Genomic DNA, 17,873 nt, shown 5'->3' on the forward strand with positions numbered 1-17,873 from the left:
CACATGACCGGTCGTGCAGTGCCGTGCCGCTGACGCCCGTGGTGCGGCGGGCGGCCGTCGTGCGAGCGCCGGTCGGATGATCCTCATACCCGGCGGCACGGCGGGCAGTGCCGCGACCGGCGCTCACCCGTCCCCGTGTACGCCCGCAGGTCCGGGGCCCTCGCCCACATAGACGCGCGGAACGCGCGCTCCGATGCGCGTGACGATCTCGTATCCGATGGTGCCGGCGGCCTGCGCCCAGTCCTCCGCCGTCGGCTCGCCGCGGTCGCCGGGCCCGAACAGGACCGCCTCGGCGCCCGCCTCCGGCTCGTCGCCCCCGAGGTCCACGACGAACTGGTCCATCGCGATGCGCCCCGCCGCCGTACGCCACTTGCCGTCGATCAGCACCGGGCCGGAACCGGAGGCGTGCCGCGGGACGCCGTCGGCGTAGCCGAGGGGGACCAGGCCGAGGGTGGTCTCGCCGGGGGTCGTGTAGTGGTGGCCGTAGCTCACGCCGTGCCCGCCCGGCACGTGCTTGACCAGGGCCAGCGACGCCATGAGCGTCATCGCCGGGCGCAGCCCGAGGTCGGCGGAGGAGCCCAGCTCGGGGCTGGGCGAGACGCCGTACATCGCGATGCCGGGGCGGACGAGGTCGTAGTGGCTCTCCGGAAGGGTGAGCGTCGCCGGGGAGTTGGCGATGTGCCGCACCTCGGGCCGCAGGCCGCGCGTCTCGGCGTACGTCACCATCTCGCGGAACACCGTGAGTTGGGCGGCGATGGAGGGGTGCCCTGGCTCGTCGGCGCAGGCGAGGTGCGACCACAGGCCGGTGACCCGGATCAGGCCCTCCGCCTCGGCGCGCAGCGCCTCCTCGACCAGGCCGGGCCAGTCGGCGGGCTGGCAGCCGTTGCGTCCGAGGCCGGTGTCGGCCTTGAGCTGCACCCGCGCGGTCCGTCCGGCGAGGCGGGCGCCCTCCTCCGCCTCCCGCAGCGCCCACAGCGCGCTCACGGAGACGTCGAGGCCGGCCTCGACGGCCGCCCGCCAGGGGCCGCCCGGCGTCCACAGCCAGCACATGATCCGGACGTCGTCCGGCAGCCCGCCCTCCGCGCGCAGCGCGAGCGCCTCCTCCGGCGTGGCGGTGCCTATCCAGGTGGCGCCCGCCTCGACGGCCGCGCGGGCGCAGGGGGCCGCGCCGTGGCCGTACCCGTCGGCCTTCACGACGGCCATGAACGCCGCACCGGGCGCCTTGGCGCGCAGGGTCCGCACGTTGGCCCGCACGGCGCCCAGATCGATCTCGGCGCGGGCGCGCTGCGGGTTGGCGGTCGGCAGTGCAGTCTCACTCATCGCGCCCAGTGTCTCAGAGCCCCCGGACGCCCCCGGAGCGGACACGGTCAACGGCCCGGAGGGGGCGGCGGCCCGGGTCTTTCCGGACGTCTCTTCCCGCCAGGCCGCCCGCCCCGCCCCGCGACACCCGCCCACCGGGCCTGACGGCCCCGGCCGGGATCTCGTTCAGGAGCCTCAGCCGCGCATCACGTCCCGCCAGGCCTGCCGTACCGCGTCGGCCACGTCTCCCGCGGACACCGGCGCCCCCTCCGCCGCGAACCGGCCCGCGAGGCCGTGCAGGTACGCGCCCGCGCCGGCCGCGTCCACCGTGCTCAGGCCCGCCGCCAGCAGCGACCCCGCCAGCCCGGACAGCACGTCACCGCTCCCGGCCGTGGCCAGCCAGCCGGTGCCCGTGGCGTTCACCCGGACCGCTCCCCCGTCCGCCGCCGCGACCAGCGTGGTCGAACCCTTCAGCAGCACCGTCGCCCCGTACCGCGCGGCCAGCTCCCGCGCCGCCGCGAGGCGCCCCGACTCGACCTCCTCGCGCGACACCCCGAGCAAAGCCGCCGCCTCGCCCGCGTGCGGGGTCATCAGCGTGGGCGCGGCACGGCCCCGCACCGCCTCGGCGTCGGCCAGCCGCAGCCCGTCCGCGTCCACCAGCACCGGCACCTCGGCGGCCAGCACCTCCGCCACCACGCCGGCGTCGTCCCCGGCGCCCGGGCCGACGACCCACGCCTGTACCCGCCCGGCCCGGCGCGGCCCCTGGTCGGAGACGAGCGTCTCCGGGAACCGCGCGAGCACGGCGTCGCCCGCGGGACCGACGTATCGGACGGCTCCCGCGCCGCCCCGCAGCGCGCCGGCGACCGCCAGCACGGCGGCCCCGGGATAGCGCGCGGACCCGGCCGCGATCCCGACCACGCCCCGCCGGTACTTGTCGCTCTCGGCTGCCGGAGCCGGCAGCAGCCGGGCCACGTCGGCGTGCTGCAACGCCACCAGTTCGGGCCGGTCGGGCAGCTCCAGGCCGATGTCGACCAGCCGCACCGACCCGGCGTGCTCCCGCGCCGGATCGATCAGCAGCCCGGGCTTGTGCGTCCCGAAGGTCACCGTGAGGTCGGCCCGCACCGCCGCGCCCCGCACCTCGCCCGTGTCGGCGTCGACCCCGCTCGGCAGGTCGACGGCGACGACGACGGCCCGGGAGCGCGCGGCGAGCGCGGCCAGGTCCACGGCGTCGCCGCGCAGCCCGCCGCGTCCACCGATGCCGACGATGCCGTCGAGCACGAGGTCGGCCCGCCGGACCGCCTCGTCCGCCTCGTCCCCCGAGGTGAGCGTGCGGCCCCCGGCGCGCCGCAGGGCGCCGAGCCCGCCGGGGTGCGTGCGCTCCGGCGCGAGCAGCACGGCGGTCACCCCCGCCCCGCGCCGGGCCAGCCGGGCCCCGGCGTACAGGGCGTCACCTCCGTTGTCCCCGCTGCCGACCAGCAGCACGACCCGGCTCCCGTACACCCGCCCCAGTACGTCGGCGCAGGCGGCGGCGAGACCGGCGGCGGCCCGCTGCATCAGCGCGCCCTCCGGAAGCCGTGCCATCGCCTCCCGCTCGGCGGCCCTGACGGTGTCCACACAGTAGGCAGTACGCATGCACCCCAGTCTCACACCGCGGCACCCGACGCGGCCTCAGCCACCCACCGGCCCACCGGTGGCAGGCGCGCGCACCGCCTCACCCCTCGGCGATCACCACCGCCGAAGCCACGCCCGCGTCATGACTCAACGACACATGCCAGCCCCGCACGCCCAGTTCCGCCGCCCGCGCGGCGACGCTGCCCCGCACCCGCAGCCGGGGCTGCCCGCTGTCCTCGACGTACACCTCCGCGTCGGTCCACAGCAGCCCCGCCGGCGCCCCCAGCGCCTTGGCGAGGGCCTCCTTCGCCGCGAACCGCGCCGCCAGCGAGGCGATCCCCCGCCGCTCCCCGCTCGGCAACAACAACTCGCTTTCCACGAAAAGCCGTTGGGCCAGCGCGGGCGTCCGCTCCAGCGACGCCGCGAACCGCTCGATCTCGGCAACGTCGATGCCGACCCCGATGATGCTCATGCCGAGCACCCTACGGCGGAGCCCCTCCACCACCGGTCGGCCGCGCGGCTGTCACCCCCTGCTGCTAGCCTGCGCGTCTTCTCGCACTGATCACATCAGTCACACGAACCACACGGTGGAGGAATGAGCAGCACCCCCCACGGCGCACCCGCGGACCCGTCCGGGCCGACCTTCGACCCGTACGACAACCTGCCCGAGCTGATCCCGCTGCGCACCGCCGCGCAGTCCGGCGACTGGCCGTCCGTGCGCGCCTACATCACGCGCCTGGACTCCATCAGCAGGGTCAACTCGGCCGTCAGCCTGGTCGCGGACGTCCCCGGCGTCGAGAACATGCTCGAGCGGGCTGTCCGGGAGCAGCCCGGGGACCCGCTGCCCCGCACCCTGCTCGCCCAGCGCTATGTGTACATCGGCTGGGACATCCGCAGCGCCGCCCGCGCCGAGCACGTCTCGCGGGACCAGTTCGACCAGTTCCACTCCTGGCTGCGCCGGGCCGAGCAGCTGCTGATCGAGGTGTGCGCGGAGCAGCCGTCGTACTCCCCCGCCTGGAACGCCCGCCTGACCACCGCGCGCGGCCTGGAACTGGGGCAGTCCGAGGTCCGCCGGCGCTACGACCGGCTGTCCGCGCACCACCCGCACGACTACCACGCCCAGACGAGCCTGCTCCAGCAGCTCTGCCCCAAGTGGGGCGGCTCCTGGGAGGCAGCGCACGGCTTCGCCCAGGAGTGCGCCAAGGCCGCACCCGACGGCCACCCCAACGCCGCCCTCGTCGCCGACGCCCACATCGAGCACTGGCTGGAGCTCGGCGGCTCGGAGGGCGCGGCGTACCTGCGGGGCGTCCCGGTCCACGACGACCTGCGCTTCGCCGCCCACGCCTCCGTGCTGCACCCCGACCACCGGGCCGACTGGAACTCCATCGGCGCGCACAGCACGTTCGCGTTCGCCTTCTCCCTCGGCGGCCACTTCGAGGACGCGGCCCCGCACTTCGCCTTCCTCGGCAACCGCGCCTCGAAGCACCCGTGGGACTACATGAACGACCCGAAGGCGTCCTTCCGCAAGTGCCGCAAGTCCGCGCTGGAGTCCCGAGGAGGCGGATACCGGTGACCACCGACCTGCACGAGGCCGCCGACGGCCTGGCCGCCCTCGACGGGCTGATCTCCCACACCTCCGTCCAGGGCATCCCCACCCTCTACGCCCCGGCCCCCGGCGGCAACGAGATCACCGCCGGGCTCTTCTTCCGTGTGGGCCGCGCCGACGAGACCCTGGCCACCGCCGGCATCACCCACCTCGTCGAGCACCTCGCCCTGTACCGGCTCGGCCTGTCCGACCTGCACTACAACGGGGCGACGGCGAACGCGTACACCCTCTTCCACGTCACCGGCAGCGAGGCGGAGGTCGTCTCCTACCTCAACAGCGTGTGCGCGGGACTGCGCGAGCTGCCGATGGAGCGGCTGGAGACCGAGAAGGAGATCCTGCGCACCGAGGCCGCGGGCCGCGGCGGCGGCTCCCAGCTCCCGCTGTGGCGTTACGGCGCCCAGAGCTACGGCCTGTCCAGCTACAACGAGCTCGGCACCTGGAGCCTGACCCCCGAGCAGGTGCGGCACTGGGCGCACACCCGCTTCACCCGGGACAACGCGGTGCTGTGGATCACCAGCGACCGCGTGCCCGACGGCCTGGACCTCACCCTGCCCGCCGGAGTCCGCCTCCCCGCGCCGGCGCCCACCAGCGCGCTGCCCGTCACCCCGGCGTTCATCCGCGGGGACGACGGCCACGTCGCGTTCTCCGCGGTGCTGCCCCGCTCCACGGCGGCCTCCGTCTTCGCCGACGTCCTCGGCCGGGCCCTCTTCCAGGATCTGCGCCAGGAGGGCGGCTACTCGTACTCCGCCGAAGCCGACTACTCCCCGCGCGACGCCGACTTCGCCACCCTCACGGCGTACGCCGACGCCCTCCCGCAGAAGCAGGACGCGGTGATCGGCGGTTTCATCGACACCCTCGCGCGGCTGCGGGCCGGCCGGATCGAGCAGTCCGAGCTGGACTCGGCGCGCGCCAAGACCCTCAAGCTGTACGACGTCCCGGACTTCGGCGCCGTCTCGCTGCCGTCGTACGCGCTGAGCCTGCTGCTCGGGCACCGCATCCTCTCCCCCGAGCAGCACAAGGCCGAGCTGCACGCGGTCACCCTCGCCGACCTGCACGACGTCGCCCGCCAGGCCTGGGGCAACGGGTTGCTCCAGACGCCCGGGCGCGGCGTCGACTGGGCCGGCTTCAGCCCCGCGCCCCAGTACTCCACGACCACCGTCACCGGCACCCGGCACCAGTCCCTGGAGGACGACCAGGTCACCCTGATCATCGGCACCGAGGGCGTCAGCCTCACGACCCCGCGCGGCCCGGTGACCGTCCGCTACGACGCCTGCGCGGCGATGACCACCCGCCCCGACGGCGCCCGCGCCCTCACCGGGCACGACGGGTTCTCGGTCTCCGTCGAGCCGACCCTCTTCCGGGGGATCACCCCGGAGCGCATCGCGACGGTGGACGCGGGGGTGCCGCCGCAGGCGGTCGTGCACATGCCGCCGCGGACTCCCGACCGCATCCCCCAGCCCTCGGCGCGGTCCGGCGGCGCGGGTGGCGCGCGGGGCGGCGCCGGCGGGCGCGCGACGTGGCCGTGGACGGCCGCGCTGTGGACGGTGGGATCGCTGGCCGGGATCTGGTCGCTACTGTGCGCCCTGATCACCGTGGTCGAGGGAGCCGACGCGACCCCGGAGTGGGACGTCGTCGCCATGGTCTGGATCATGGCGGTCCCGCTGCTTCTGACCACCTGGCAGCTGAGGAAGGCCCGAAACCAGCGGAGGTCCTGACCGGGGGCGCCCAATGAGGTGGGGGCGCGGGTGATCCGGCGGCTGCGGGCCCATCTGGGCTGATCGCGCAGTTCCCCGCGCCCCTGATCGCCTCCGGCGATCTCCGCGCACGCCCCCGAACCCCCACTTCGTCAGGCGCCCGGCCCTACTCCACCGTCACCGACTTCGCCAGGTTGCGGGGCTGGTCCACCTCGTTGCCTCGGGCCGTCGCCAGTTCGCAGGCGAACACCTGCAGCGGCACCGTCGCCACCAGCGGCTGCAGCAGCGTCGGCGTGGCGGGGATGCGCACGAGGTGGTCGGCGTACGGCACGACCGCCTCGTCCCCCTCCTCCGCGATCACGATCGTCCGCGCACCCCGTGCCCGGATCTCCTGGATGTTGGACACGATCTTGTCGTGCAGCACGGACCGCCCCCGGGGCGACGGCACGACCACGACGACCGGCATGTCCTCCTCGATCAGCGCGATCGGCCCGTGCTTGAGCTCACCGGCCGCGAAGCCCTCGGCGTGCATGTAGGCCAGTTCCTTCAGCTTCAGCGCGCCCTCCAGGGCCACCGGATAGCCGACGTGCCGCCCCAGGAACAGCACGGTGTCCTTGCCGGCGAGCGACCGCGCCAGCTCCCGCACCGGCTCCATGGTCTCCAGCACCCGCTCGACCTCACCGGAGATCCGCGCGAGGTCGCGCACCACGGCCCGGATCTCGTCGGCCCACTGGGTGCCCCGCACCTGGCCGAGATAGAGAGCCACCAGATAGCAGGCCACCAGCTGCGTCAGGAACGCCTTCGTCGAGGCGACCGCCACCTCGGGCCCTGCGTGCGTGTACAGCACGGCGTCCGACTCGCGGGGGATCGTCGAGCCGTTGGTGTTGCAGACGGCCAGCACCCTGGCCCCCTGCTCACGGGCGTGCCGCAGCGCCATCAGCGTGTCCATGGTCTCGCCGGACTGCGAGATCGCGATCACCAGCGTCTGCCGGTCCAGGATCGGGTCGCGGTAGCGGAACTCGCTCGCCAGCTCCACCTCGCACGGGATCCGCGTCCAGTGCTCGATGGCGTACTTGGCGATCAGCCCGGCGTGGAAGGCCGTACCGCAGGCGACCACGACGACCTTGTCGACCTCGCGCAGCACCCCCGCGGGGATCCGCACCTCGTCGAGCGTCAGCGAACCGGACGCGTCGACGCGCCCCAGCAGCGTGTCGGCGACCGCCTTGGGCTGCTCGGCGATCTCCTTGAGCATGAAGTAGTCGTAGCCGCCCTTCTCCGCGGCGGACGCGTCCCAGTCGACGTGGTACGACCTGACCTCCGCCGGACGGCCGTCGAAGCCGGTCACCGTCACCGCGTCCCGGCGCAGCTCCACCACCTGGTCCTGGCCCAGTTCGATCGCCGAGCGCGTGTGGGCGATGAACGCGGCGACGTCCGAGGCGAGGAAGGCCTCGCCTTCCCCGACGCCCACCACCAGCGGTGAGTTGCGCCGCGCGCCCACGACCAGGTCCGGTTCGTCGGCGTGCACCGCGACCAGCGTGAACGCCCCCTCCAGCCGCCGGCACACCAGCCGCATCGCCTCGGCGAGGTCCGCGCAGGAGGAGAACTCCTCGGCGAGCAGATGGGCCACGACCTCGGTGTCGGTCTCGGAGACCAGGTCGTGCCCCCGCTCGGCCAGCTCGGTCCGCAGCGCGGCGAAGTTCTCGATGATCCCGTTGTGCACGACGGCGACCCGCCCGGCGTTGTCCAGGTGCGGATGCGCGTTAGCGTCCGTCGGCCCGCCGTGCGTGGCCCACCGGGTGTGGCCGATCCCCGTCGTCCCGGTCGGCAGCGGCCGCTCGTCGAGCTCCTTCTCCAGATTGACCAGCTTGCCCGCCTTCTTGGCGGCGGCGATCCCCCCGTCCGCCAGCACGGCGACGCCCGCCGAGTCGTATCCCCGGTACTCCAGCCGCTTCAGCCCGGCCGTCACGACCTCCAGGGCCGACTGCGATCCCACGTATCCCACGATTCCGCACATGAGCCGCAGCGTACGGCGAAACCCCGCCCGAAAAGAGGCTGACCGTGCCCGATTTCGGAAATCCCCGCCCCGTTTCCCACACCTGACGCACTCACAGATCGTTCCCAGCCATCACTCGGGCGCTCCCTTGTCGCACCGAACACCCGTTCATAGACCGGCCCGGCACTCAGCGGATCTTGACCACATCCGCCTCGTGCACACCGGTCGGCGACCGGGGGACCCACGTCGCTACGGGGAGGACCATCCATGTCGCAGCACCTGCGAGCCGCCCGTCTCACGCCTGCCTCCGTGCGGGCCGCCGGACGACCGACGCGGCCCAGACGCTCGTTCCCCGGCACCGCCTGAGTTCTTCGGGCGGGCTTTCCCGCGCCGGAGCGATCCGGCGTTCACCTCAGAGCACTTCCTCCAGCAGGACGTCATGTCCTTCCGCACACAGGGGGCGCCTCGGCGTGCCCCGGGAGAGAGGAACCATGTTCAAGTCCACCTTCAGCCGTCTGGCCCTGGCCGGCGGCGGGGGCTGCGTGTTCTCCGAATGGTTCAACGAGTGAACCGCTGAGCCGGCCGAGGCGACAGCACCGTGACGTACGCCGGCGTCCCCGTCACCGGGACGCGGGTGCCGGCGCCGCCCTCCGCCACGCCCGGCGGAGCCTCACCGGCCCGGCCGGGCCTGCGTGACGGACCCCACCCGCCATCGGGTTCAAACTCCGTTAACAATGGAGCGTGATCTCTCCGGTCTCCCCGATGCCCCGGAGCGCCCACCGGCACAGGCCGGAGGCGACTCCCTACGTCGACCTCACCCGCTGTGAGTGGAGCGCGCTGCGCGACAAGACGCCGCTGCCGCTCACCGCCGACGAGGTCGAGAGACTGCGCGGCCTCGGCGACGTCATCGACCTCGACGAGGTCCGTGACATCTACCTCCCGCTCTCCCGTCTCCTCAACCTCTACGTGGGCGCCACCGACGGTCTGCGCGGCGCGCTCAACACCTTCCTGGGCGAGCAGGGCTCCCAGGCCGGCACCCCCTTCGTCATAGGCGTCGCCGGCTCGGTCGCCGTCGGCAAGTCGACCGTTGCCCGGCTCCTGCAGGCCCTGCTGTCCCGCTGGCCCGAGCACCCCCGCGTCGAACTGGTCACCACCGACGGCTTCCTGCTCCCCACCAGGGAACTGCAGTCCCGCGGCCTGATGTCGCGGAAAGGTTTCCCCGAGTCCTACGACCGCCGCGCCCTCACCCGCTTCGTCGCCGACATCAAGGCCGGCAAGGACGAGGTCACGGCCCCCGTGTACTCCCACCTCATCTACGACATCGTCCCCGACCGGCGGCTCACCGTCCGCCGCCCGGACATCCTGATCGTCGAGGGACTGAACGTCCTGCAGCCCGCGCTGCCCGGCAAGGACGGCCGCACCCGCGTCGGCCTCGCCGACTACTTCGACTTCAGCGTCTACGTCGACGCCCGCGTCGAGGACATCGAGCGCTGGTACCTCAACCGCTTCCGCAAGCTGCGCGCCACCGCCTTCCAGGACCCGTCCTCGTACTTCCGCAAGTACACCCAGGTGTCCGAGGAGGAGGCCCTCGACTACGCCCGCACGATGTGGCGCACCGTCAACAAGCCCAACCTGACGGAGAACATCGCCCCCACCCGCGGCCGCGCCACGCTGGTCGTGCGCAAGGGCCCGGACCACAAGGTGCAGCGGCTGAGCCTGCGCAAACTGTGATGCGCTAGAAAGACGTCATGCTGCATCTGCGCCTGATCTCGCCGGCCGGGCAGACCGACGACGTGGTCCGCCTGATCGAGAACACCGTCGGCACCGCCCACCTGGTGGTGCTGCCCGGGGCCGCCCGCAACCCTGAGGGCGACGTCGTCCTGTGCGACGTGGCCCGCGAGGCGGGCGACGAACTGCTCAGCTCGCTGCAGGAGTTGGGCCTGCAGAAGAGCGGCTCGATCGCCGTCGAGAACATCGACCTCTCCCTCTCCCTGCGCGCCGACAAGGCGGAGGCCGAGGCGCCGGGCGAGCCCGCCGACGCGGTGCTCTGGGAGCATCTGACCGACGCGACCCACGAGGAGTCGACGCTCTCCGCCACCTACCTGGCCTTCATCGTCCTGGCGACGATGATCGCGGCCTGCGGTGTGGTGCTGGACAACGCGGTCCTGATCGTGGGCGCGATGGCGGTGGGCCCCGAGTTCGGCCCGCTGGCCGGGGTCTCCACGGCGATCGTGCAGCGCACTCCGCGGCTGGCCGTGCGCTCCCTGATCGCCCTGCTGGTCGGCTTCGCGGCGGCGATGGCGGTGACCGCCGGATTCAGCCTGTTCATGGACGCCGTGGGCCTGTTCACCAAGGCGCAGCTGGAGGCCGACCGGCCCAACACCGGCTTCATCTACGCGCCCGACTGGTTCTCCTTCGTCGTGGCGGTTCTGGCGGGAGCCGCCGGCACGCTCTCCCTCACCTCCGCGAAGTCGGGCGCGCTGGTCGGCGTCGCCATCTCGGTGACGACGGTCCCCGCGGCGGCCAATGCCGCCGTAGCCCTCAGCTACGGCGACACCAGGCAGACCTGGGGATCCACCCAGCAGCTCCTGCTGAACCTGCTGGGCATCATCCTCGCCGGAACGCTCACCCTGCTGATCCAGAAGTGGGCCTGGGCCAAACGCCGCTGACTATCCGAGCGCGGACTTCACCGCGTCGGCCAGGCGGCCGGCGACGGCTCGGGCCTGCTCGATGTCGGCGGCCTCGACCATCACCCGGACCAGCGGCTCGGTCCCGGAGGGCCGCAGCAGCACCCGCCCGGTGGTCCCGAGCTCCCGCTCCGCCTCGTCCACGGCCGTGGCCAGCTCCGCCGAGGAGGACACCCGCGACTTGTCGACGTCGGGCACGTTCACCAGCACCTGCGGCAGCCGCTCCATCACGGAGGCCAGCTCCCGCAGCGACCGCCCGGTCTGCGCGACCCGGGCGGCCAGCATCAGCCCGGTCAGCGTGCCGTCACCGGTCGTCGCGTGGTCCAGGATGATCACATGCCCGGACTGCTCGCCGCCGAGCGCGTACCCGTGCTGCTTCATCTCCTCCAGCACGTACCGGTCGCCCACGGCGGCCTGGACGAGCCGGATGCCCTCGCGCTCCATGGCCAGCTTGAAGCCCAGGTTGGACATCACGGTGGCGACGACGGTGTCCGAGCGGAGCACGCCCCGCTCCCGCATGGCGAGGGCGAGCACGGCCAGGATCTGGTCGCCGTCGATCTCCTCGCCGGTGTGGTCCACGGCCAGGCAGCGGTCGGCGTCGCCGTCGTGCGCGATGCCGAAGTCCGCGCCCTGCTCGACGACCACCGCCTTCAGCTTGTCCAGGTGGGTGGAGCCGTAGCCGTCGTTGATGTTGAGCCCGTCCGGCGAGGCGCCGATCGTGACGATCTCCGCGCCGGACCGCGTGAACGCCTCCGGCGAGACCCGGGCGGCCGCGCCGTGCGCCTCGTCGAGGACGATCTTCAGCCCGTCGAGCCGGTTCGGGAGAACGGCGACGAGGTGGGCGACGTACCGGTCGAACCCCTCGTCGTAGGAGCGCACGCGGCCGACGCCGGAACCGGTCGGACGATCCCAGGGAGCGCCGGTGCGGTGCTCCTCGTAGACGCTCTCGATCTTGTCCTCCAGCTCGTCGGCGAGCTTGTGCCCGCCGCGGGCGAAGAACTTGACGCCGTTGTCCGGCATGGCGTTGTGGCTGGCGGACAGCATCACGCCGAGGTCGGCGCCGAGCACGCCGGTCAGGTACGCCACCGCGGGCGTGGGCAGCACGCCCACCCGGAGCACGTCCACCCCGGCGCTCGCCAGGCCGGCCACCACCGCGGCCTCCAGAAACTCCCCGGACGCGCGGGGGTCGCGTCCCACCACGGCCGTCGGCCTGTGGCCCGCGAACGTGCCCGCCTCGGCCAGTACGTGCGCGGCGGCCACGGACAGGCCGAGCGCCATCTCGGCCGTGAGATCCGCGTTGGCCACACCGCGCACGCCGTCCGTGCCGAAGAGTCGTCCCACGTGTCCTCCTGAGGAAACATCAGTTGCGTAATCGTCACGGGTGCCCCGGACGATCGGCGCCGGCCCCGCACCCAGGCATTTCATGCCCTTAGCATCCGATCACACAACCCTTTGAGCATCTTGTGCCGTTATACGCCCAGGTCTGCGATAAGACGAACGCCCCGACGGCACAATGGCGTGCCGCCGGGGCGTTCGACGTACGTGCAGGCAGCTGAGATTTAGCGCTTGCTGTACTGCGGGGCCTTGCGGGCCTTCTTCAGACCGGCCTTCTTGCGCTCGACCGCACGGTCGTCACGCGTGAGGAAGCCGGCCTTCTTCAGCGGGCCGCGGTTGTTGTCGACGTCGGCCTCGTTCAGCGCGCGGGCGACACCGAGACGCAGCGCACCGGCCTGGCCGGAGACACCGCCACCGGAGATGCGGGCGACGACGTCGTAGCGGCCCTCGAGCTCCAGGACCTTGAACGGCTCGTTGACTTCCTGCTGGTGCACCTTGTTCGGGAAGTAGTCCTCGAGGGTGCGACCGTTGATCTTCCACTTGCCGGTGCCCGGGACGATCCGGACGCGGGCGATGGCGTTCTTGCGACGGCCCAGGCCGGCGGCCGGCTGCGGCTCACCGAAGCGGGAGGCCAGCGACTCCGAGGTGTACTCGCCCTCGACGGGGACGTCGGACTCGGTGGTGTAGCTGTCGATGTCAAGCTCTTCGAGCGGCTGCTCGGCAGTGGTCTCGGCCACGGTTCTCCTCAGATTCTCTGTGCTTGGGGTGGTGTGGCCGGACTTACTGCGCGACCTGGGTGATCTCGAACGGCTGCGGCTGCTGCGCGCCGTGCGGGTGCTGGTCACCCTTGTAGACCTTCAGCTTCGAGAGCATCTGGCGGCCCAGCGTGTTCTTGGGGAGCATGCCCTTGACGGCCTTCTCGACGGCCTTCTCGGGGTTGTTGGCCAGCAGGTCGTCGTAGCGCACGGAGCGCAGACCACCCGGGTAGCCGGAGTGGCGGTACGCCATCTTCTGGGTCCGCTTGTTGCCGGACAGGTGCACCTTGTCGGCGTTGATGATGATGACGAAGTCACCGGTGTCGACGTGAGGGGCGTAGATCGGCTTGTGCTTGCCGCGCAGGAGAGAGGCGGCAGTGGTGGCGAGACGGCCCAGGACAACGTCCTGAGCGTCGATGACGTGCCACTGGCGCGTCACATCGCCGGGCTTGGGGCTGTACGTACGCACGGTTCGTAGCCTTCGCTTCGAGTGAGTGGTCCTGACAGGTCACCGAAGACGATCACGACAGCCCTGACCGCACAGCGGTGACGCAAACCGCGTGCTGGTCGCTGGTCATCGGCCCGGTGGACCGGTGTAAGGGCCCGTCCCGTGAGAATGAGCAAGCCAATACACAACGAAGATGCAGGATACCCGGGCCGCCCGAGCCAGGTCAAAACGAGTCCGCCCCGCCTCGCGGGCCCTGCGCGGACCTGCACGGAGGCCGAGCACCGCCCGTCCCCGTCTAAGATGCGCCCCATGAGCTATGGGCAGGGGGGACCTCAGTCCCAGTGGGATCCCTGGAAACCGAACTCCGAACAGCCGTGGACTGCCGGCGCCTCGGATCCGACTCCGGACTGGGCCGCGCTCGCCGAGGCGTCCGAGAGCCGCAGCAGGCGCCGACGCGTGCTCCTCATAGGCGGGGGTGCCGTCGCGACCCTCGCGATAGGCACCGCCGTCGCCATGGCAGTGGTGTCGGCGAACGACGACGACAAACCGAGCAGACCGACCTCCTCGCTCCCCGCGAGCGGCGGCCTGCCGAGCGCCTCCGGCAACCCCTCCTTCGCCCCGACCAGCGCGCCGCCGCCGCTGGACCCGAAGGAGTTCGTCTCCAGCAAGGCCAAGGACACCGCGCCCAACGGCCCGGACATCCTCTTCCCCGGCACCCAGCTGACGATGGGCTCGACGGTCTACAAGAAGGCCGGCAAGGCCGACACCACCACCTGCGCCGGCGCCGTCCAGGGCACCCTGCCCAAGGTCCTCACCGACAACGGCTGCACCCGGATGATGCGCGTCACCTACGTGAAGGACGGCATCGCCGCCACCGTCGGCGTGGCCGTCTTCGACACCGAGGCGCAGGCCCTCAAGGCCAAGAGCCAGGCCGACAAGCGCAGCATCGTCAAGGCCCTCGACGGCTCCGGCGTCAAGCCCTTCTGCGCCGGCGCCATCTGCCGCTCGACGACCAACTCCTACGGCCGCTACGCCTACTTCACGATCACCGGCTTCACGAACGGCAAGGACGTGACGAAGAAGGACGCGCAGGTCTTCACGACCGGCGACGGCCTCGCCGACTTCGCGTTCCAGCAGATCAGCCGCCGCGGCCAGGCCCAGGCGTCGGCCGCGGCGAACCGGTGACCCGCTGAGCGCCGGCCCGCTGGGCGCCGGGCCGCGTCCCCGTCAGCAGCACCCGGCCGCACCGGGCAGCGTCCGCCTGTTGCGCGCCTCCTTGTTGCGGGCGGCGAGCAGCTCGTCGGCCGGATAGCCGACCTCCTCAAGCGTCAGCCCGTGCGGCCGTACGACGTGCACCGCAGAGTCCCGGACGCCCGCGGCGAGCACCTTGCCCGGCCACTCGGGCCCGCGGTGCCCGTCCCCGACGAACAGCAGCGCCCCGATGAGCGAGCGCACCATGTTGTGGCAGAAGGCGTCGGCGCGGACGGTCGCGGTGACGATCCCGTCGTCGCCCCGCACCAGGCTCAGCTCCTGGAGGGTGCGGATCGTGGTCGCCCCCTCGCGCCGCTTGCAGTAGGCCGCGAAGTCGTGCTCGCCGAGCAGCCGCCGCGCGGCCTCGTTCATCGCGTCGACGTCGAGCGGCCAGTCGTGCCACAGCACATGGCCCCGCAGCAACGGGTCGACGCCGCCCGGGTTGTCGGTGACCCGGTACGCGTAGCGCCGCCACACCGCCGAGAACCGCGCGTTGAAGCCGTCGGGCGCCTCCCGCAGCGCCCACACCCGCACATCCTTGGGCAGCCGCCCGGCGAGTCGCTTCAGCAGCTTCTCGTGGTGCTCACGCCAGACCTGCTCCGGCAGATCGACATGCGCGACCTGCCCCCGGGCGTGCACCCCGGCGTCGGTCCGCCCCGCCACGGTCAGCTCGTACGTCTCCCGGGACCGGGTGACGGTCCGCAGCGCGTCCTCGATCTCCCCCTGGACGGTCCGCCGCCCGCCGGCCTGCTTGGCCCACCCGGAGAACTCGGAACCGTCGTAGGAAAGGTCGAGCCGGACGCGGACGTAACCGGGTGCTGCTTCATCACTCACGTGCAGATCCTCTCAACGACACCAAAGCGGGCCCGCTCCTCGAAAGGAACGGGCCCGCCAACACCCCTCGGGGGCGCGGGGAACGCTTACGCGTCCTTGGACTCCTCGGCGGGAGCCTCGGCGGCCTCGTCGGCCTTGGTCTCCTCGACCTTGGCCTCCTCGGCCTCCTTGACCGCGCGCTTCGTCGCGGCCTCGGCCTCGCCGGTCGCCTCCTGCGCCACCGTCAGCGCCTCGACCAGCTCGATGACGGCCATGGGCGCGTTGTCGCCACGGCGGTTACCGATCTTGGTGATGCGGGTGTAGCCACCCGGACGGTTCTCGTAGCGCGGGCCGATCTCGGTGAAGAGCGTGTGGACGACGCTCTTGTCCGTGATGACCTGGAGCACCTGACGGCGGTTGTGAAGGTCGCCCTTCTTCGCCTTGGTGACCAGACGCTCGGCGTACGGGCGCAGGCGGCGGGCCTTCGCCTCGGTGGTGGTGATGCGGCCGTGCTCGAAGAGGCTCTTCGCGAGGTTCGCGAGAAGCAGCTTCTCGTGCGCGGCGCTGCCGCCCATACGGGCACCCTTGGTGGGCTTCGGCATTGTTCTTCTCCTGTGTGTCTGCCCCGGCCGTATCAGGTACCGGGGTCAGTATCTGAGCAGACGGTTGCCTGTCAGAGATCCGGGAGCTGCCCCGAAGGGGCGCTCCCGGAAGGGGCGCGGGGAACTGCGCGACAAGCCACAGCGCACCCGCACCCGAAAACCGATCAGTACTGCTCGGTCTCCACGAAGCCCGCGTCCGCGTCGTCGTCCGCGCCGAACGCGTCCGCCGCAGCGGTGGGGTCGAACCCGGGAGGCGAGTCCTTGAGCGCGAGACCCATGCCCGCCAGCTTCGCCTTGACCTCGTCGATCGACTTCGCACCGAAGTTGCGGATGTCGAGCAGATCGGCCTCGGAGCGAGCGACGAGCTCACCCACGGAGTGGATGCCCTCACGCTTGAGGCAGTTGTACGACCGAACGGTGAGCTCCAGCTCCTCGATCGGCAGCGCCAGGTCGGCGGCGAGGGCGGCGTCCGTGGGGGACGGGCCCATGTCGATGCCCTCGGCGTCGATGTTGAGCTCGCGGGCCAGACCGAACAGCTCGACCAGGGTCTTACCGGCGGACGCCATGGCGTCACGCGGGCGCATGGCCTGCTTGGTCTCGACGTCGACGATCAGCTTGTCGAAGTCGGTGCGCTGCTCGACACGGGTCGCCTCGACCTTGTACGTGACCTTGAGGACCGGCGAGTAGATGGAGTCGACCGGGATACGGCCGATCTCCTGGCCGACCTGCTTGTTCTGCACGGCGGAGACGTAACCGCGGCCGCGCTCGACCGTCAGCTCCATCTCCAGCTTGCCCTTGCCGTTGAGCGTGGCGAGGACGAGGTCGGGGTTGTGGACCTCGACACCGGCCGGGGGCGCGATGTCGGCGGCGGTGACCAGACCCGGGCCCTGCTTGCGCAGGTACATCACGACCGGCTCGTCGTGCTCCGAGGAGACGACCAGCTGCTTGATGTTGAGGATCAGGTCGGTGACGTCCTCCTTGACGCCCGGCACGGTGGTGAACTCGTGCAGCACGCCGTCGATGCGGATGGACGTGACCGCCGCACCCGGGATCGAGGAGAGGAGGGTCCGGCGCAGGGAGTTGCCGAGGGTGTAGCCGAAGCCCGGCTCCAGCGGCTCGATGACGAACCGGGAGCGGAACTCGTCGACGACCTCTTCGGTCAACGAGGGACGCTGAGCGATCAGCATGTTGGTGATCCTTCAGTCAGGGGCGCCCGCTATTTGACGCCCGACTCGTTACTGCAAGGGTACGGGCGGCACGCCTCCGAGGAGCCGTACCGCCCGCGAACCTTCAAGACAACCGTGCGTCAGACGCGGCGGCGCTTGGGCGGACGGCAGCCGTTGTGCGGGGTCGGGGTGACGTCCTGGATGGAGCCGACCTCGAGGCCAGTGGCCTGCAGGGAACGGATGGCGGTCTCACGACCGGCGCCCGGGCCCTTGACGAAGACGTCGACCTTGCGCATGCCGTGCTCCTGAGCGCGACGGGCAGCCGACTCGGCGGCCATCTGCGCGGCGAACGGCGTGGACTTGCGCGAGCCCTTGAAACCGACGTGACCGGCGGAGGCCCACGAGATCACGTTGCCGGCCGGGTCCGTGATGGACACGATCGTGTTGTTGAACGTGCTCTTGATGTGCGCCTGGCCGTGCGCGACGTTCTTCTTTTCCTTGCGGCGCACCTTCTTGGCTGCGCCCTGACGTCCCTTGGGGGGCATGTCGAAAACTCCTACGGGAGGTGGTCGGTCCTACAGCGAAGACCGCTGGACGGCGAGTCCGCTGCGGA

The 17,873-nt window shown here is 71.9% G+C and carries 16 protein-coding genes; 5 read left to right on the top strand and 11 right to left on the bottom strand.

All coding sequences use genetic code 11. The features are described 5' to 3' along the window. Positions 1-123: 123 nt before the first annotated feature. The 3 genes from alr to ACFYXA_RS20250 form a co-directional block, all read right to left on the bottom strand. The gene (gene alr, locus ACFYXA_RS20240; protein WP_389034589.1) at positions 124-1,320 is read right to left on the bottom strand and encodes an alanine racemase; all 1,197 of its coding nucleotides are present in this window, start codon (positions 1,318-1,320) and stop codon (positions 124-126) included. 174 nt (positions 1,321-1,494) lie between these two features. Further along, on the bottom strand, positions 1,495-2,931 hold the full coding sequence (locus ACFYXA_RS20245; RefSeq protein ID WP_389034591.1) for an NAD(P)H-hydrate dehydratase: 1,437 nt from the start codon (positions 2,929-2,931) through the stop codon (positions 1,495-1,497). Between the two features lie 79 nt (positions 2,932-3,010). After that, the gene (locus ACFYXA_RS20250; RefSeq protein WP_389034594.1) at positions 3,011-3,382 is read right to left on the bottom strand and encodes a holo-ACP synthase; all 372 of its coding nucleotides are present in this window, start codon (positions 3,380-3,382) and stop codon (positions 3,011-3,013) included. Between the two features lie 123 nt (positions 3,383-3,505). On the opposite strand from ACFYXA_RS20250, the gene ACFYXA_RS20255 reads away from it, so the two are divergent. Then, positions 3,506-4,483, top strand: a complete 978-nt coding sequence (locus ACFYXA_RS20255; RefSeq protein WP_389034599.1) for a hypothetical protein — start codon at positions 3,506-3,508, stop codon at positions 4,481-4,483. Next, positions 4,480-6,231: a M16 family metallopeptidase gene (locus ACFYXA_RS20260; RefSeq protein ID WP_389034602.1), complete on the top strand. Its 1,752-nt coding sequence runs from the start codon at positions 4,480-4,482 to the stop codon at positions 6,229-6,231. The genes ACFYXA_RS20255 and ACFYXA_RS20260 overlap by 4 nt, the downstream gene beginning before the upstream one ends. A 145-nt stretch (positions 6,232-6,376) precedes the next feature. Here ACFYXA_RS20260 and glmS read toward each other — a convergent pair whose 3' ends face one another. After that, a complete protein-coding gene (gene glmS, locus ACFYXA_RS20265; protein WP_352245307.1) occupies positions 6,377-8,224 on the bottom strand; it encodes a glutamine--fructose-6-phosphate transaminase (isomerizing) in 1,848 nt (615 codons plus the stop codon). A gap of 741 nt (positions 8,225-8,965) precedes the next feature. On the opposite strand from glmS, the gene coaA reads away from it, so the two are divergent. Next, on the top strand, positions 8,966-9,934 hold the full coding sequence (coaA, locus tag ACFYXA_RS20270) for a type I pantothenate kinase (RefSeq protein ID WP_165430423.1): 969 nt from the start codon (positions 8,966-8,968) through the stop codon (positions 9,932-9,934). A gap of 17 nt (positions 9,935-9,951) precedes the next feature. Beyond that, complete coding sequence (locus tag ACFYXA_RS20275; protein ID WP_352245306.1) at positions 9,952-10,872, top strand: DUF389 domain-containing protein; 921 nt, start codon at positions 9,952-9,954, stop codon at positions 10,870-10,872. On the opposite strand, the gene glmM is transcribed toward ACFYXA_RS20275, so the two are convergent. From glmM to rplM, 3 genes are all read right to left on the bottom strand, one after another. After that, entirely contained in the window at positions 10,873-12,231 is a 1,359-nt protein-coding gene (gene glmM / locus ACFYXA_RS20280) for a phosphoglucosamine mutase (RefSeq protein ID WP_389034606.1), read from the bottom strand. 218 nt (positions 12,232-12,449) lie between these two features. After that, complete coding sequence (rpsI, locus tag ACFYXA_RS20285; RefSeq protein ID WP_351094504.1) at positions 12,450-12,962, bottom strand: 30S ribosomal protein S9; 513 nt, start codon at positions 12,960-12,962, stop codon at positions 12,450-12,452. Between the two features lie 43 nt (positions 12,963-13,005). Next, positions 13,006-13,449 carry a 50S ribosomal protein L13 gene (gene rplM / locus ACFYXA_RS20290; RefSeq protein WP_351094506.1) on the bottom strand — a complete coding sequence of 148 codons (444 nt, stop codon included), beginning with the start codon at positions 13,447-13,449 and terminating at the stop codon, positions 13,006-13,008. Positions 13,450-13,737: 288 nt separating this feature from the next. Between rplM and ACFYXA_RS20295 the strand changes: the two genes are divergently transcribed. Next, positions 13,738-14,613 carry a hypothetical protein gene (locus ACFYXA_RS20295; protein ID WP_352245304.1) on the top strand — a complete coding sequence of 292 codons (876 nt, stop codon included), beginning with the start codon at positions 13,738-13,740 and terminating at the stop codon, positions 14,611-14,613. Between the two features lie 42 nt (positions 14,614-14,655). Here ACFYXA_RS20295 and truA read toward each other — a convergent pair whose 3' ends face one another. From truA to rpsK, 4 genes are all read right to left on the bottom strand, one after another. Continuing rightward, complete coding sequence (gene truA / locus ACFYXA_RS20300; protein ID WP_351333118.1) at positions 14,656-15,513, bottom strand: tRNA pseudouridine(38-40) synthase TruA; 858 nt, start codon at positions 15,511-15,513, stop codon at positions 14,656-14,658. An 86-nt stretch (positions 15,514-15,599) separates the two neighbouring features. Then, the gene (gene rplQ / locus ACFYXA_RS20305; protein WP_130441075.1) at positions 15,600-16,094 is read right to left on the bottom strand and encodes a 50S ribosomal protein L17; all 495 of its coding nucleotides are present in this window, start codon (positions 16,092-16,094) and stop codon (positions 15,600-15,602) included. Positions 16,095-16,258: 164 nt separating this feature from the next. Further along, positions 16,259-17,281, bottom strand: coding sequence for a DNA-directed RNA polymerase subunit alpha (locus ACFYXA_RS20310; RefSeq protein ID WP_003966937.1), 1,023 nt, complete (start codon positions 17,279-17,281; stop codon positions 16,259-16,261). Between the two features lie 119 nt (positions 17,282-17,400). Then, on the bottom strand, positions 17,401-17,805 hold the full coding sequence (gene rpsK, locus ACFYXA_RS20315; protein WP_010354218.1) for a 30S ribosomal protein S11: 405 nt from the start codon (positions 17,803-17,805) through the stop codon (positions 17,401-17,403). Positions 17,806-17,873: the final 68 nt, after the last annotated feature.

This window comes from Streptomyces sp. NPDC002566 (assembly GCF_042889585.1).
In the GTDB taxonomy this organism is placed as follows: Bacteria; Actinomycetota; Actinomycetes; order Streptomycetales; family Streptomycetaceae; genus Streptomyces.